Genomic DNA, 16,305 nt, shown 5'->3' with positions numbered 1-16,305 from the left:
TTAAAATAATGTTTTTTCTAGCCAAATTTTTCTAAATTTATAATTGCCATCATAACGCTCTGCCTGCAATTGCGTGTTGAATTTTCTGTCTCTTGGGTCATTACCAACACCGGCAACATACATCCAATTTCCATAATTGCTGTGCACATCATAATCAAGCAAAAGGGATTCAAAATAAGCAGCTCCAATACGCCAATCTAGTAATAATTCTTTTGCAAAATACGAAGCTACATTTTGTCTGCCTCGGTTGCTCATCCAACCCGTTTCTTTTAACTCAATCATGTTTGCGTTTACAAAATCATCTGCAGTTTCTCCTTCAATCCATTGCTGAACCATTTCCTGATTTGTATTCCAGTCATAAGCTCTATCTAAAATTCCTCCTATTTTAAATAGTTTAGACTCATATTTAAGTGATATATATTTAAAATAATCTCTCCAAATCAATTCAAAAATCACCCAATAAGTAGACTCATTTGCTCCATTTTCTTTTTCGTATTCTTTAATTTTATAATAAATAGTTTTCGCCGATAGACTTCCATTTGCCAACCAAGGAGAAAATTTCGTAGAATAATCAACGCCTACCAATCCGTTTCTAGTTTTTTTATAAAATCCAACTTTTTTCGTTTCAAAAAAGTAATTTTCAATTCTTTTCAACGCTTCAGTTTCTCCCCCGTGAAAAGGAAAAGCTGAATTCCTATGCGTTTCGAAAGCATCAAAACCTAACATTTTTAAAGTAGGAATTTCAGTATGATTTTCTATCAGATTTTCTGAAGCTAATTTTCCGACGTTATTTTCGGGTAAAATAGCCACATATTTTTCTAGCTTTTTTCGAAAGCTAGTAAATACGTTTGGGATGTTTTCAAACTTTTTACTGACCGTATCCGGATGGTATAAAAACTGATCGTAATCTTCTATAAATTTGATGTTATTAGAGATTCCTTCTCTAATAAAGTTATTAGTTTTTGCTTCTTCAGGAGTCCACTCTTTTTGCGTATAAATGGCATCCACCTTAAAATCTGTACAAATATTTTTAAAAACTACTGACGGCTTTTCGAAATAGGTGAGGAGAGTGATGTTTAATTTGGCTAAGTTTACTTTTAAATCGGCTATGGTTTCCAATAAAAATTGTGCCCTGAACTTTTCTGTTTTTTTAAATCCGAATGTATCTTTTTCAAACATTTTAGGATCAAAAATATACAGTGCAATCACTTGATCGTGTTGGTCAATTGCTTTTTTTAATGCTATATTGTCTTGTGTTCGTAAGTTATTACGAAACCATACGATCCCTAATTTTTTTTGTTTCTCCTGCATTTTTCGCTACAAAATTTAACTTCGTTCCAATTCTTCTCCCACTTTTTTCTCCATGAAAAAGGTTTTTTACAAACGATACACTCTTTTTCTGGTAAATGTGGTTTTTTATGCATTTTTGTGACCAAGAAAAAAATCTTGCTTTTTATTTTAATTTGTTAATATTATTGATCATTCCATTAAAAACGAACCCGTGAAAAGGCATTACTGCATACCAGTACAATCTGCCTGCCAAGCCATGAGGTCTAAAGGTTGCGGTTTGGTATAAAATACCATCTTTGATCTTAAATTCTAGCCATGCCTCTCCCGGCATAATCATTTCTGCATATAATAATAATTTACCTTTTTCTTTATCTGCAAAAATAACACGCCAAAAATCTAGGGCGTCACCTAAATTTAATTCCGTAGGGTGTCTTCTTCCTCTTCGCAACCCGGCGCCTCCAAAAAACTGATCTAAAAATCCACGAATTTTCCATAAAAATGTTCCATAATACCAGCCAGTTTCGCCTCCAATTGCCCAAATTCTATCGAGTACAATTTTTCGATCTTTTACTTTTCGTTGTTTAAAATCTTTAAAACAACCATATTCCGGAACATTGATAAATTGGTCTACAAAACCTCCTAGTTGACTGCTTACGTAAGAATCTTTCCAGCTAGAAATGATGCTATTTTGCTCAATTTTCTTGAAGGCTAACTCCAATGCTTTTTTATATGCCATTGGTGTAATGCCAATGATTTCATTGATATTACTCTTGTTTCCGATAACTTCTACTCCCATTGAATTGACCAAAGAAGTAGCTAGTTTATAGGAAGTTGAGGTTACAAAATATAGCCAGTAGGAAGATAATTTCGGGGTCATAACCGGCACTGTAATAATTCTTCTTTTTAACTTTCTAAACTCAGCAAACTGTAACAACATTTCTTTATAGGTCATAATTTCTGGACCAAAAATATCATAAGAAGTGTTGTATAATTGTTCGTTGAACAATGCTTTGTGTAAAAAGGTGAGAACATCTCTAATTCCTAAAGGTTGCGTTTTTGTATTTAGCCATTTTGGCGCGACCATAATAGGTAGTTTTTCTACAATATCTCTAATAATTTCGAAAGAAGAGCTTCCTGAACCCACTATAATTCCTGCTTTAAAGGTGGTTAAGGCATATTTGTTAGAGCTTAATGTTTTTTCTACATTTTTGCGAGATAACAAGTGTTTTGAAAGCTTGGTGTCATTGGTAATTCCGCTTAGATAAATGACTTGTTTTAACGTTGTGTTTTCTGCAAATCGTTTAAAGTTAAAGGCACATTTTTCCTCTAAAACATGAAATTCTTTGGCAGAATTAGACATCGAATGGATTAAATAATAGGCAACTTCAATATCTTTCGGAATGTTATTTAATGAGTCTGCATTTAAAAAATCGGCTTCAACTAAACTAATATTTTTTTCTTCTTTAAAATAACTTTCAGCTCTTTTTACATCCCTTACAGGACAAACCACCACATGACCATCTTTGATTAATAAGGGTATCAATCTTTTGCCAATGTATCCTGTTGCACCTGTAACTAATATTTTCATTGTATTTATTTTTTAGGTCTTTGGTAGCCGAATCTTTCTTTTAGGGTGAGAGCTGCGTATCCATCTAATCCGTTTATCGCCACTACATTACCAGATGATAAATCTATAAATCCGTCTTCATGAATTAAATGTTCATTTACAAACAACTTTTCTATTTGCGCCACCACCATAATGACATCGTTGGATTTTATATATACTTGTTCTACATATTTCATTTCCATTTGTACGGGCGAATTTTTTACAAAAGGAACTTTACAGCCCTCTTTAAACTCGGCTTCTAAATCAGTTACGTTAAATTCTGATATTTCTTCTGGGTATTTTGCTGAAGAGTGATGGGCGTCTTCGATAATTTCCTCAAAAATATGATTGATAGAAAATACACCCATATCTCTGATATTTTTATAGGTATTTCTTGGAACTGTAGTAGGTCTTAAAATAAAACCTAAAGTCGGCGGATTGGAGCCAAGGTGCGTTACTGAGCTGAAAACAGCAACATTTGTATTGCCTTCTGTGGAAATAGTGCCCAGTAAATTGGCAGATTTAAAGCCTGAACAACTATTAATTAAGTTGATTCTAAAAATCTTGTCTAAGCTATTAATATCGTTACTATCAAAACATTTCATGTATCCTAATTTCTTGTTTAGAGATACAAAGATACGAATTGTTTAATCTGTTTTGTTTTTAGCTAAACAAAAGTTACGTTAAAATTTATAGTTGGAAGTTGTATTTGAATTTCGACAGTTTTAAATTTATCTTCAACCAATTTGAAAATTTCAAAAGAAGTAGGTGAGACGCAATTAAAGCCACAGACAAAAGGAAAAAAAAGCAAGTTACCTTCACCATTACTGGTCAAGGTAACTTTAAAATGAATTTTTATTCAATATTCATTTCCATACTATGGTCATATTTACAACAACCAGGTAAGTTTTCGTAAGCTTCCTCGCTACCCATCATTTTTTCGGTATCGTAGCCAGATGCTGCAATGGCTTTATGAATTGCCATAACGTCTGTTTTTGTTTCATCAAAAGAAACGTCTATTTTCTTTTTATCCTTATCCCAGTTAGCTTTAGAGATTCCCTCAACTTTTGTTACGGCCTCTTCTATGGTCGTTTTACACATGCCACAATTACCTCGAACACCAAAGGATAAGTCGGTCATTGCTACTTTTACAGCTATTTTTGTAGCTGCTTCTGTTGTTACCGTTTCTTTTGGTTTGGTCTCGTTTTTACAACTGGTTAAACCCATAGCAGCGATGATTGCTACACTTAAAATTACTTTTTTCATTGTTTAAAAATTTAATTATTACTCTATTACTTGTTTTATTTCTCCGCAGGTTAGCATGGCTTTCCCAAAATATGGATTGATTACTTTTTCTTCTGTACTTAACCAATAGGCGCCTTTATTGCCATCTGCCATTGGACAAAATTGATGATATACTTTTTCATTGATGCCAAAAACCTCAATTGCTTTTGTTAACCAGGATGATAATTGTTTAAAATGATTTCGTTGTTTTTTGAGATCAGCTGTCTTTGAAATGAAAGTAGCCGATGCTTTTATTTCTTTTTCTATAGACATCCAATGTTGATGAACTTCTTTATTTATTAGTAATTTCATATCAACTTGAGATAAATTATTTAAAAGTTTTTTTGATATTTCAATTCCGGCTTCCGAATCCCCTTTCACGAAAGCATCTTTTAAGTTGATATACTCATTAAAAACTACCTTTAATTGCTTTTGAAAATCTTTAGAGACCTCCATTCTTTGATTGATATTCGTATATTTTTCATTATTTAACGCGGTAGATTCCTCCATATCAAGATGTCCTTCATGTCCGGTCATAGTTTTTCCTCCGTTTCTGTTCATCATTGATTTTTTTCCTTGCAATTGCGCAGCAGCATCCAAAGTAAAGGTACCGTTGGTTACAATTTCATCTCCACTTTTTAATCCCTCTAGAACTTCATAATTCGCATCGATTTTAGATCCTAAAGTGATTTCTTGCATTTTAAAAATGGGTTGTTCGGGTGTGGTTTTTACATATACAACAGATCTTTTTCCCGTCCATAAAACTGCAGAGGCAGGAATTGTAAGATTTTGTTCACTGCTGTTATGTACAATTTTGATCTTGCCCTTTACAAACATTCCGGGTTTTAAAAATTGTTCTTTATTATTGAGCTCAACTCTTAATTTTACAGTTCTTGTGTTTGTGTTTACCACAGGATCTATAAAAGCCACTGTTCCTTTAAATTCTTTATTAAGATTTGTTTGGGTTGTAATTAAAATTTCTTGCCCCTTTTTAAATTGCTCTATTTGATTTTCATAGACATCAAAATTTGCCCAAACCGTATTCAGATTTACAATTTTAAACAAAGTGGTACCTTGTTTTACGGTTTCTCCTTGGGTAACTAATTTTTCAGATATCGTTCCTGAAACCGTTGCGTAAATAGGGAAATTCTCTTTTACGATTCCAGATTTTTCTATTTTTTGAATAGCACTTTCAGAAATTTTTAAAAGTTTTAATTTGTTTCGAACTGCATTGTATAGCGCAGGTTGTGTTTCTTTTAATGAGGCTGTTGTCATTAATTCTTGTTGTGCGGCAACTAATTCTGGAGAATACATCGTTGCCAATAACTGGCCTTTTTGAACCTTTTCTCCAGTAAAATTGATGTACAAACGTTCTATTCTTCCTGAAAAATAGCTTATTTGTATCTCATTTGTTTCTTCATTTTCTGCTATTTTTCCGGATAGCGTAGCAGTGGCATCCCTATTGATGGTGTTTTCCACAAGAGATGTTTGAATATTTGCTAAAGCCATTGCATTTTTAGTGAGCTTAAACTCATTAGCATTTAAACCGTCTTGGCTTGTTTCTGCAGGAATTAAATCCATCCCACAAATTGGGCAATCACCAGCTTCTGGTTGCATAATCTGCGGATGCATTGAGCAGGTCCACATTTTATTGGTTTCTGATACTTCAGCATGGTCATGTGCTTTTTTTTCTTCGGATGAATTTCCGAAAAGCAACCATCCAAAGATGATTCCAATTACTAAAATTCCAACGTAAACGATATATTTTTTCATACTACAGTAAGTTTGCTAACATCAATATTGCCATCAAAATCATGATGGTGTTTTCTATAAAAGTTGCCTCGGTCATAGGCAGTTTTAAAGCAGTTCCTAGACAGGCGCAACGAATTGATTTTTTATCCAACAAAGTTTTGGTTACGCCAAGGGTTGTAATTCCTAAAATGATCAGCGTAATTATCAAAGCAATCTTGATTTCAAATCGCATTAAAAACATCAAACCTAAACCAGTCTCTATAAATGGATAGATTTTCCCATAAACAGGAATTCTTTTTGCAAGTGGATCGTACATTCTAAAAGACTCTGGAAAACCTTTTAAATCTAACATTTTAAAAAAGCTAAATACGATATAAAATAAGCCCATAAAATCGAGCATAAAATCGTTCCAACTCCAGTTTTTAAAATGCAATAAAATACTTGCTGCTGAAATATAAAAAATGATGAGAAGCAGTGGTTTTAGTTGTTGTAATTTAGATTGCTCTTCACCTTCAAAAGCAACTTCGGGTATTTCTTTTTTTAGTTCTTCTTTTTCGGAAATTTGATACTTGTCAGATAACGCTTTTTGAAAAGTTTTGAGTTCAATATGGCTATCCATTTTTATAGAGGCTTCCTCTTTTTCAAGATTTATAGAAACATCGCTAACGTGCTCTAAAGCTAGCAGATTTTTTTCTACAGAAGCCTTGCAGCCGTTGCAGGTCATTCCTTTTATGGTATATAGATGTGTCATTATTGTTGTGTTAAATAGTTAATAATCGTGGTTTGTAAATAATAGTTTTTAACCGATTCAATTTGATTAATTTGAAACTTTAATTGCAATTCTTGAATGTCTAAAATATCCTTAAAATCGATTGTTCCCGTTTCGTAGCTTTTTATTAAAATTTCTTCTGCATTTTTTGCTTGTTGTATATTTTTAGCTTGGGTCGTATTGCTTATTCTTGCAGAAATTCTATCGTTTATGGCTTTGTCTAAAATGGTTTCTAAAGAGTTTAAACGTTCTGCTTTTTGTGCATCAATTTCTTGTTGTTGCAATTTATTTTGTTTGGTTTTTGATTTGTATTTAGTATTGAAAATCGGAATAGAAACAGAAACCATCGGCATGATAATATCTTTTCCGTTATCACTAAAAGTCATGCCTGGGCGTTTTTCTACATTGATGTAATCTAACCCAAAACCAATCATCGGACTGCTTTCTTTTTGATTTAATAATTCTGATTTTTCTATAGATTGATATAATTTGTCATATTTCAATAGTTCAGGATGCAATGCTAAATTTTCAGTAGTGATATCAAAATCATCCGAAGGAATATTCAATTCATCAACAACGTTAATGACCACATTGCGCTCTCTATTCAATAAATTATGAAAGGCATTTTGTGCTGCTATATACTGTTGCTCTAAAATTTGCTTGATTTGTTTTAGTTCGTTTTGTCGCATTTGTAAGCGCAAAACATCGACTGCAGATGCTTTGCCAACTTCAACAGAAGTCAGTGCCAATTTTTCGTAGGTTTCTAATAATTTGATGTTTTCAAGAAATACTTTTTGCTTTGTTTTCTGTGCATACAAATTGTAATAGGATTGTGATACCGATGCCATTAGTTTTCTTTTAGCAATCACAATGTCTTCATATTTAGCATTCGCCAAAGAACTTACATAATTCTCTCTTGCAGTAATATTGCCAAACCAAGGCAGCATTTGTTTTGCAGATACTCTAAACCGTTGCGCTCCCGTTCTGGTTTCTGGTTCGCTTGCAAAGTAGCCCACACCAAATTCGGTATTGGGTAAACTATTTGCTTCATTTATTTTTTCTTTGGCAATTTTATATTGTAATTCAAATTTTTGAATTTCAGGATTGTTTTTTAGAGCTTCGTTAATTAAAGATTCTAGTTCTTGAGTAGTTCCTTGTAGCGAAGAGAAAATAGAAGAAAGAACAAAGACTACTTTTAATATAATTGGATATGTATAATTTTTCATTGTGATTTTTTTTGGTCTATATACTATTCTCTTTTTTTTCTTTTCTTTTCAACCTCAACTCTTCTCGCCAACTAAATAAAACCGGCACAATAAAATAGGAGGTAATGTCAATGACCATTCCACCAAAAATCGGAATTGCCATCGGAATCATAATATCACTTCCTTTTCCTGTGGAAGTTAAAACGGGTAATAATGCTAAAATTGTAGTAACCGTTGTCATTAAACAAGGACGAATTCGTTTTTCTGCAGCTTTTAAAGCAGCCGCTCTAATACTTTCTTTATCCGAAGGTTTTTCACGTTCAAATGTTTGCGTTAAATAAGTTGCCATTACAACACCATCATCTGTTGCAATGCCAAATAACGCAATAAAACCAACCCAAACAGCCACACTTAAATTGATGGTTTTCATATGAAAGAGATTTCTCATATTTTCTCCAAAAAAGCTAAAATTGAAAAACCAATCTTGACCATACAACCAAATCATAATAAAACCACCGGCAAAAGCCACCGTAATTCCTGTAAAAACCATGAATGATGTAGCAACCGATTTAAATTGAAAATATAAAATCAAGAAAATAATTGCCAAGGCTAAAGGAACTACAACAGACAGTGTTTTTTCTGCTCTTAATTGATTCTCATACGTTCCAGTAAATTTGTAACTGATGCCTTTTGGAACCGTTAATTCGCCAGCATCTATTTTTTGTTGAAATAAAGCTTGGGCATTTTCAACCACATCAACTTCAGCAAAACCATCTAATTTATCAAACAAAACATACCCTACTAAAAAAGTATCTTCACTTTTAATAACTTGTGGACCTTTTTCATATCTAATGGTTGCTAATTCACTTAAAGGAATAGGGTTTCCTTTTGAAACAGGAATATAAATATCTTTTATAGATTCTGGATTGTTGCGCAATTCTCTCGGATAACGCACTCGAATTCCATAACGCTCTCTTCCTTCCACAGTTTGCGTTAATTGTATTCCGCCAACGGCAACTTTTAAAATATTCTGCACATCTTCAATAGAAATTCCATAACGTGCAATTTTTTCTCTGTCAATATCAATCAGTAAATAAGGTTTTCCAACAATTCTATCAGCAAAAACAGCTTCTATTTTAACGCCTTCTGCTTGTTTTAAAAGGCTTTCTAATTGCAGACCAAAAGCTTCAATTTGTTTTAAATCTTGCCCTTTTATTTTTATTCCCATGGGTGCACGCATACCTGTTTGCAACATTACTAACCTTGTTTCTATGGGTTGTAATTTTGGAGCAGAAGTAACGCCTGGTAATTTGGTAACTTTTACAATTTCATTCCAAATATCATCTGGACTATTGATCTCTGGTCTCCAATTACGGTAAAATTCGCCATCATTGTCTTCAATTAATTCTTTGTTTGAGACCTCACAAGTTTTAAAAACCTGTGAGGCGTTTTGGGCTTTTTTGTTAGAACCATCAGCACAAAAACTTCCATTTTTTAATTCAAATAAACCATCTTCATTTACTTTATAACGTTGCCTTTTTCCTTCTGAATTGCGCATATATTCAGATTTATACTGAATCATATTTTCATACATTGATAAAGGTGCAGGATCTAAAGCAGATGCTGTTCTACCAGCTTTACCAACCACAGTTTTAATTTCTGGAATGGTGGCAACGGCCATATCTAATTGTTGTAAAACTCGCTTATTTTCTGCAACACCAGAATGCGGTAATGAAGTGGGCATTAATAAGAATGATCCTTCATTTAGCGAAGGCATAAATTCTTTACCAGTGTTGTTTAAAATCCAACCTCCAGCAATAAGCACGGTTGCAGGAATCATTAAAAACATGATTTTATGAGCCAAAGCTAATTTTAGAATTTGCGAGTAATATTTTCTGAAAACTGAGAATATTCCTAAAATACCGAAGCAAATAATGGCTACAAAAATCAAGTTGATCAGTATACTTCTATCAAAACCTAATGGTCGCCAATATTCTGCAAGTAAAAATATAATAGCAGTACAAGAAACAATCCCATCTGCCATTGGCATCTTCCCAAAGGGAAGAAAATTAGTGAATCTTTGAATATTTATAATTCCGAAAGCAATCAAAATAATACCCAACCAAAATCCAGAAATCATCGTAAAGAGTCCAGCAGCTATTAAAAGACCATTCCAGATATATTTGGTTGAATTTTTAAGAGTTGATTTTCTAAATAAATAGGCTGCAAAAGGCGGAATTAAAAATAAAGCAATGACCAAAGATGCAGATAAAGCCATTGTTTTGGTAAAAGCTAAAGGTCTAAACAATTTTCCTTCTGCACCAATCATTGTAAATACAGGAACAAAACTAATAATTGTAGTTAAAACGGCTGTTAAGATGGCGCCAGAAACCTCTGCAGTTGCATTGTAAATTATCTCGTCTGTAGTATATTTTGTACCATCTTCACGAATTTGTGATTTTTCATCATCTAAATGACGGATCATATTTTCGGCGAGTATGACGCCAACATCAACCATGGTTCCTATCGCTATGGCAATTCCTGAAAGTGCCACAATATTTGCATCCACATTAAATAGTTTCATGGTCACAAATACCATTAATACGGCAACTGGTAATAAACCAGATATTAAAATTGAAGCTCGAAGATTAAAAACCATGACAATAATTACCAAAATGGTAATCAGAATTTCTAATGTTAATGCTTCATTAAGCGTGTCTAATGTTTCTTCAATTAATTCTGTTCTATCATAAAAAGGAACAATTGTTAATTGAGAGGTTCTTCCATCGGCTAAAACTTTAGTTGGTAAACCTCCTTTTAATTCCTCAATTTGAGTTTTTACATTCGTAATTACTTCCATCGGGTTTGCGCCATATCTTGCAACGACAACACCACCCACAACTTCTGCACCTTCTTTGTCTAAAATTCCTCTTCTTGTTGCTGGGCCTAAAGAAACTTTACCAATATCTTTTATTTTGATGGCTGTAAAATCTTCGGAAGTAACTACGGCGTTTTCAATATCTTCGATGGATTTTACATACCCTAATCCACGGACTAAATATTCAACTTGATTTATTTCTAAAGTTTGCGCTCCAATATCTTGATTGCTACTTTTAACCGCTTTTACAACTTGATTCAAACCAATATTGTATTGTCGCATTAATTCAGGATTCACATCCACTTGATATTCCTGAACATAACCACCAATAGAGGCAACTTCAGAAACACCACTCGCAGATGATAATCCGTATTTTACATAGTAATCTTGAATACTTCGTAATTCTTGTAAATCCCAACCACCAGTAACATTTCCTTTTTCGTCACGACCTTCTAGCGTGTACCAAAAAATTTGACCTAAACCTGTGGCATCTGGACCCAAAGCAGGATTTACTCCTTCTGGCAATAGGTTGCTTGGTAAAGAATTTAGTTTTTCTAAAATTCTACTTCTGCTCCAATAAAACTCGATATCTTCTTCAAAAATGATGTAGATACTTGAAAAACCAAACATAGAAGAGCTACGAATAGTTTTAACTCCTGGAATACCTAATAGAGAAGTGGTTAAAGGATAGGTAATTTGATCTTCAATATCTTGTGGTGAGCGACCTTCCCATTTTGTGAAAACTATTTGCTGATTTTCGCCAATATCTGGAATGGCATCTACAGCAACCGGGTTACTTGGTAAAAATGGAATGTTCCAATTAAAAGGAGCATTTACAGTTCCCCAACCTACAAAAAGTACGAGTAATAAAACCGCTACGAGTTTATTTTCTATTAGAAATTTGATGCTTTTATTGAGCATTAGATTTGATTATTAAAGAGTTAGACATTGGAAGCGCACGAAAATATCGCGTTCAGAAATGCATCCAAATAACACAGTGGTTAAAGGATATTACAGTCTATTGTTTTAAATCAAATTAAATACGTCTCGTCTAGTTTGTAGCGTTGCCTACTGACGAGTGGTACTTTGTAGTTTTTATAAAAAGAGCTATTTTTATCAAAGCCTTTAAAAAGCTGTTGATAAGAAAAAATAAATGAAGCTATAAAAAGTTGCTGATCAAAAGAAATTGTATCTACTTTTAGTTGAAGCTCCTCTTGACCGTTAAGCACTAATTGCTCGTCCTTGCAACAATTATTTTTGATGATTTCACAATCTTTGCTCGAAGGTTTTTGCATTTTCATTCCGCAGCCTGTAGCTTTATGAAAAACGGCGGTTTCTACTAACGTATCTCCACAGTAATGCATATCAACAGTAAATGACATTGTAGAAAGTAACACTACAAATGCCATTAATAAAGATGCTATTTTATGGAATATTTTTTTCATTAGTAAAACAAAAGTACAAAATTGAGATTTAAATTCAAGTTAAATATTTAAATCGGGTCAACTATTCGAAATAAAAAACCAGCAACAAAAGTTACTGGTTTTAAAAGTTTCAAAAGTTATATCGAATTCGATTTCCATTGAATCGATTTTTTATAATTAAAAATCTCATTTTTACTAGTAGGATCCATCACCATTAAGTAAATCCATTCATTATCTAACAATCTTTTCATGCCTTCGTTTCTGGCGATAATCTCAGAAACTCTAGTCAAAGGCGCTTGAATCATCACCGATAATCGCAAGGGTTGATGATACATCACCTCATCAGATCCGAATAAAGATTGTAAGGGTAAACCCATTTTAAGATCTCCGCCATTTCCTTGAACAACTCCAAATTTTCCCGTAATATTATGTGTTATTTTAGAACCACCTCCATACACATTATTATCTACCGTTGAGAAGTAATAATGGTTGTTAATCCATTGTGTTACAGTCATAGGTCCTTGCATAATGCCCTCTAAAGCTTTGCCTTCCGTGTCTAATTCCCATTCATAAGAATGCAAAAAACAACGGCTGTCTAAATTTGTGTTTTTGGTTAAATTTCTCGGGCCAACAATAAAACCTGCGTTTTTTGCCAATCCCCATTCTGGTCTTGTTTCCCCCCAATTATTTGCTTTTTTTTCTGCGGATGAAACACTATTCCCTTTATTCCCTAATCGATCTTCTGTAGCCGTTTTTTGAGCCTGAATTAAACTGACCTTTAAATTATGAATCAAAGGTTGATGAATATCTGAAGCCTCAGAATCGAAAAGGATGATAGCATCTGTCGTCGTGTTATGCTCGGCACCTAAAAATAAGGTGTTTTCAGGAATGTTGATGTGATGCATTTCTTTTAGCACTTGTCTAACTTCTGGTAAATTTGCTAATTTGGCGAGCATTCTTGCATTGTGTCTTCCAGGACTTGCTGCACAGGCGCCACAATCTAAACTAGAACTAAAAGGATTGTTAGCCGAATGACTTCCATGACCGGCAAAAATGACTAATGGCGCAAATTGTTTCCAGCCCATCAAATCGAAAGCAGATTTCACAATCGCTACTTTTTCTGTTAACGGAATGCCTACATCTTCAGAATTTTCAATGATGCTTTTGTTGATGTCAGGTTGACACATTCCTTCCACTTTAGAAGCTTTTTTATCCTCTAATTGATACATTTTTCGAGGCATTAAAGTTTTTGCGACTAATGAAATTCCATAGAAAAGACCAGAACCCTCAACATACCCAAAAGCAGAAGGAATCATATTTTTCATTCGTTTTCTAAAGTATTCCTTAAAGATTGAGATGCTATTTTTATTTTGATAGTTTTTGAGGTTTCCTTCCTTATTTGTTTGTGCTATTTCTGAAACCTTATAGGCAGAATTTACAATTGGCGGACATGATTTACGCGTAATTCCGTCGTTTAAACTTTCATAATCCATCGTAATTCCGAAAAAACCTGCGTATCCAAAAGTTTCGTAATTCCCTTTAGATTCTATGTGTCTTCGAATCAATTCAGAACGCGTGTCAATACAAAATACGAGTTGGGCATCAGGAACTGCATTTTCTACGGCAGTTGTCGCAATCGATTCATTTTCTAACGTTTTTACCAATTGATTTTGCCAGCTTTGTTCCCAAGCTTTTAAAAAAGTATATTGAATTTTAAATACAAGCGCGTCTTTATTTTCGGCTACTTTTGAAGGTAAAATAGGCGAATTTAATTTTTTAGCAGTCCAAAGTCTAGCCGCTAAATAATCCATTGCTTCAATTGGGTATTCTTTTTGCCAATCTGAGCCTGATTGTGTTCTATGATTTAAATAGCCCGTCCAACCTGGAAGTGCAGCCAAATGATGCGTAAAAATGGCCGTATAATCACTTTCTTTATAATCTTTTAAAATTTCTTCTAAGGTTGCAATACTTGTTTTTGGAATATCTTTTAATGCGGTTTTTCCTGTAGATTCAGAATCGTATACTACGAGAAGTCTCCATGCCGTGTAAAAACCTTCCGTTTTATAAGGCATTTCCCATTCTGCCAAACCTTCATCCATAAAAGAAGACAACCACTTTACCATGACCACATCTACAGCGTGATTTTCATTTAAAACTTGTGTTTTCTTTTTTGAATCTAAAAGATTTAAATAGAATTCAGGTGATTCAGTTAGTTTGTTTTCTTTTAATAAACCTGTTAAAATAGTGGTATCGATATCACCTTTCTTAAAGGCTTGTTGATATAAGGCTGCGGATGGAAAAGCATTGGCGTTAAAGTTTTTTTCTGCCGAATTTACAGCTTCAGAAAACGATGAGTTTTCATAACCTGATAAAGGGTTCGAAGCTACAAATGTGTATAAAGGCCAAGTCTTTCCGATTACTTTTGATGCTTCGTCAATACTGTTTATTATGTGCTGCTTCATCATTATTTAGATTTAAACATTAGAACGGATTTGTTAAAAGGCTGAGAAAGGTTCATTAATTTTACATAGAGCCAAGGAATTTTTTTATACACTCTTAATTTCATGACAAAAAATCCAATCAAGAAAATAAATCCAAAGACAATCTGCACCCAAGATAAAGGCATTGGTTTTGCAATCATTGGCATATCCGCCATTAAAATAGTAACGCCGTTATACATCAGTGCATAGATGCCAATCCCTGCGATAAACAACACTGCGGGAAAGACAATTTTTTGAACTATGGATAAACTTTTTTCTTTGACAATATTATAGGTCGCCTGTCCAACGGTAATAGCAACCACTAAAGTTAAAAACACACTACTATCCATTTCCATTCTTTTTCCTGTCCACAGAATAAAAAGATATGCACCCAATCCACCAAAAATTAAAACAACCAAAGCTTGAAAGGGTTTAATTTTTAAAGGTTCTGTTTTTTCTGGTTTTGTTTGGGCAATTTCTTCTCCAGATGAAAGAAATAAATAGGCCTTGTAAAAACCATGAAGAATTAAATGTACCACGGCAGCATTAAAAAAGCCAAGACCACATTGCATGATCATAAAACCCATTTGAGCGATGGTAGAACAACCCAATCGCTGCTTTACATTTACTTGTAAAAGTTTGGTAAATTGAGCAAGAATGGCGGTTAAGCCACCAATGACAAACAAAATTGTTAAGGTATCTGAAGCAAATAATAGGGTGGCAAACAACGACAATAAAATTCCTGCACCGTTCACAAAGCCTGCGTGCATCAAAGCAGAGGCTGGGGTAGGAGCGGTCATTGCTGATAATAACCAGCGATGAAAAGGGTAGATTGCCGATTGTACAATAGCGGCTGCAATAACACATAGGGCAGCGATCATGGTAATGTAAGTAGGGACATCTTTGACCGTCTTAGCCAAACCAGTTACCGTAAATTGATCACTAGTAAAAGCTAAAAGTAGCAAGCCAATACTTAAAAACAAGGTACCGGTTAGAAAATATTTTAGTGTAAATTTTGAGGCTTCAGTGGCTTCTCCCCAAGTTTTGTCAATTCCAATTAATTGCGACATTAATACACCCATCATCAACCAGCTAAAAAGTAAAAGAAAGATGTGATTAGACATGACCAATAGCATTACAGATAAAGTGAACGTCAAGCAAAGTATCATGAATTTAGAATAATACTGAAAACCTGTCAAATAGCTCTTCGCATAACTGCTTACAACAGCACTAAAAAAAGTAACAGTGGTCCATATTAAAATTGTAAACCCATTTATTTTTAAAATGTTTTCAAATTTCCAATCTGGCATATTGAAGAAATTGAGAGTTAGATAGGTGAGGTTTCCAATAAAAAGAAACCATAGGAAATAAGTGACAAGCATCGCGACTACAGGCTTCGCATCTGAAGTCTGGGGGTTTGTGCTTAAATTTTTTTCAAGATCCATCTTAATAATTTTAGTAGTTTGGTTGTGTTTTGGTTTATGATTTTTTGAACGCTGCAAAGATGTAATATTAAATTCGAGTATTTTTATTTATAATAATTATGAATTGCATAAACCATATTTATGAACAATTGCTATTTTAAATAATTGCTTTTAAAATATGAACGCGATTATC

General features: G+C 33.6%; 12 protein-coding genes. All 12 read right to left on the bottom strand.

Going from position 1 to position 16,305, the window contains the following annotated elements; genetic code table 11:
- The 12 genes from K8354_RS09320 to K8354_RS09265 all read right to left on the bottom strand — a co-directional run bounded on the left by K8354_RS09320 (position 1) and on the right by K8354_RS09265 (position 16,133).
- Positions 1 to 1,311, bottom strand: coding sequence for a DASH family cryptochrome (locus K8354_RS09320; protein WP_223447543.1), 1,311 nt, complete (start codon positions 1,309 to 1,311; stop codon positions 1 to 3).
- A complete protein-coding gene (locus tag K8354_RS09315; RefSeq protein WP_223447541.1) occupies positions 1,287 to 1,424 on the bottom strand; it encodes a DUF2256 domain-containing protein in 138 nt (45 codons plus the stop codon). Before K8354_RS09315 ends, K8354_RS09320 begins: the two co-directional genes overlap by 25 nt.
- Before the next feature lie 29 nt (positions 1,425 to 1,453).
- Positions 1,454 to 2,878 (bottom strand): SDR family oxidoreductase, encoded by a 1,425-nt coding sequence (locus K8354_RS09310; RefSeq protein WP_223447539.1) that lies wholly within the window; start codon positions 2,876 to 2,878, stop codon positions 1,454 to 1,456.
- Positions 2,879 to 2,883: 5 nt separating this feature from the next.
- The gene (locus tag K8354_RS09305) at positions 2,884 to 3,501 is read right to left on the bottom strand and encodes a flavin reductase family protein (RefSeq protein ID WP_223447537.1); all 618 of its coding nucleotides are present in this window, start codon (positions 3,499 to 3,501) and stop codon (positions 2,884 to 2,886) included.
- Positions 3,502 to 3,751: 250 nt separating this feature from the next.
- Positions 3,752 to 4,162 carry a heavy-metal-associated domain-containing protein gene (locus K8354_RS09300; protein WP_223447535.1) on the bottom strand — a complete coding sequence of 137 codons (411 nt, stop codon included), beginning with the start codon at positions 4,160 to 4,162 and terminating at the stop codon, positions 3,752 to 3,754.
- 18 nt (positions 4,163 to 4,180) lie between these two features.
- Positions 4,181 to 5,953, bottom strand: a complete 1,773-nt coding sequence (locus tag K8354_RS09295) for an efflux RND transporter periplasmic adaptor subunit (protein WP_223447533.1) — start codon at positions 5,951 to 5,953, stop codon at positions 4,181 to 4,183.
- A 1-nt stretch (position 5,954) separates the two neighbouring features.
- Positions 5,955 to 6,683, bottom strand: coding sequence for a heavy-metal-associated domain-containing protein (locus K8354_RS09290; RefSeq protein ID WP_223447531.1), 729 nt, complete (start codon positions 6,681 to 6,683; stop codon positions 5,955 to 5,957).
- Positions 6,683 to 7,927, bottom strand: coding sequence for a TolC family protein (locus tag K8354_RS09285; protein ID WP_223447529.1), 1,245 nt, complete (start codon positions 7,925 to 7,927; stop codon positions 6,683 to 6,685). The genes K8354_RS09290 and K8354_RS09285 overlap by 1 nt, the downstream gene beginning before the upstream one ends.
- A 16-nt stretch (positions 7,928 to 7,943) precedes the next feature.
- The gene (locus tag K8354_RS09280) at positions 7,944 to 11,705 is read right to left on the bottom strand and encodes an efflux RND transporter permease subunit (protein WP_223447527.1); all 3,762 of its coding nucleotides are present in this window, start codon (positions 11,703 to 11,705) and stop codon (positions 7,944 to 7,946) included.
- A 110-nt stretch (positions 11,706 to 11,815) separates the two neighbouring features.
- Positions 11,816 to 12,229, bottom strand: coding sequence for an HYC_CC_PP family protein (locus K8354_RS09275; RefSeq protein WP_223447525.1), 414 nt, complete (start codon positions 12,227 to 12,229; stop codon positions 11,816 to 11,818).
- 116 nt (positions 12,230 to 12,345) lie between these two features.
- The gene (locus K8354_RS09270; RefSeq protein WP_223447523.1) at positions 12,346 to 14,673 is read right to left on the bottom strand and encodes a DUF2309 domain-containing protein; all 2,328 of its coding nucleotides are present in this window, start codon (positions 14,671 to 14,673) and stop codon (positions 12,346 to 12,348) included.
- Positions 14,673 to 16,133 carry a proton-conducting transporter transmembrane domain-containing protein gene (locus K8354_RS09265; protein ID WP_223447521.1) on the bottom strand — a complete coding sequence of 487 codons (1,461 nt, stop codon included), beginning with the start codon at positions 16,131 to 16,133 and terminating at the stop codon, positions 14,673 to 14,675. Before K8354_RS09265 ends, K8354_RS09270 begins: the two co-directional genes overlap by 1 nt.
- Between the last annotated feature and the right edge of the window lie 172 nt (positions 16,134 to 16,305).

It is taken from the genome of Polaribacter litorisediminis (genome assembly GCF_019968605.1).
Taxonomy (GTDB): Bacteria; Bacteroidota; Bacteroidia; order Flavobacteriales; family Flavobacteriaceae; genus Polaribacter; species Polaribacter litorisediminis.
This window is presented reverse-complemented; position numbering and strand designations above follow the sequence as displayed.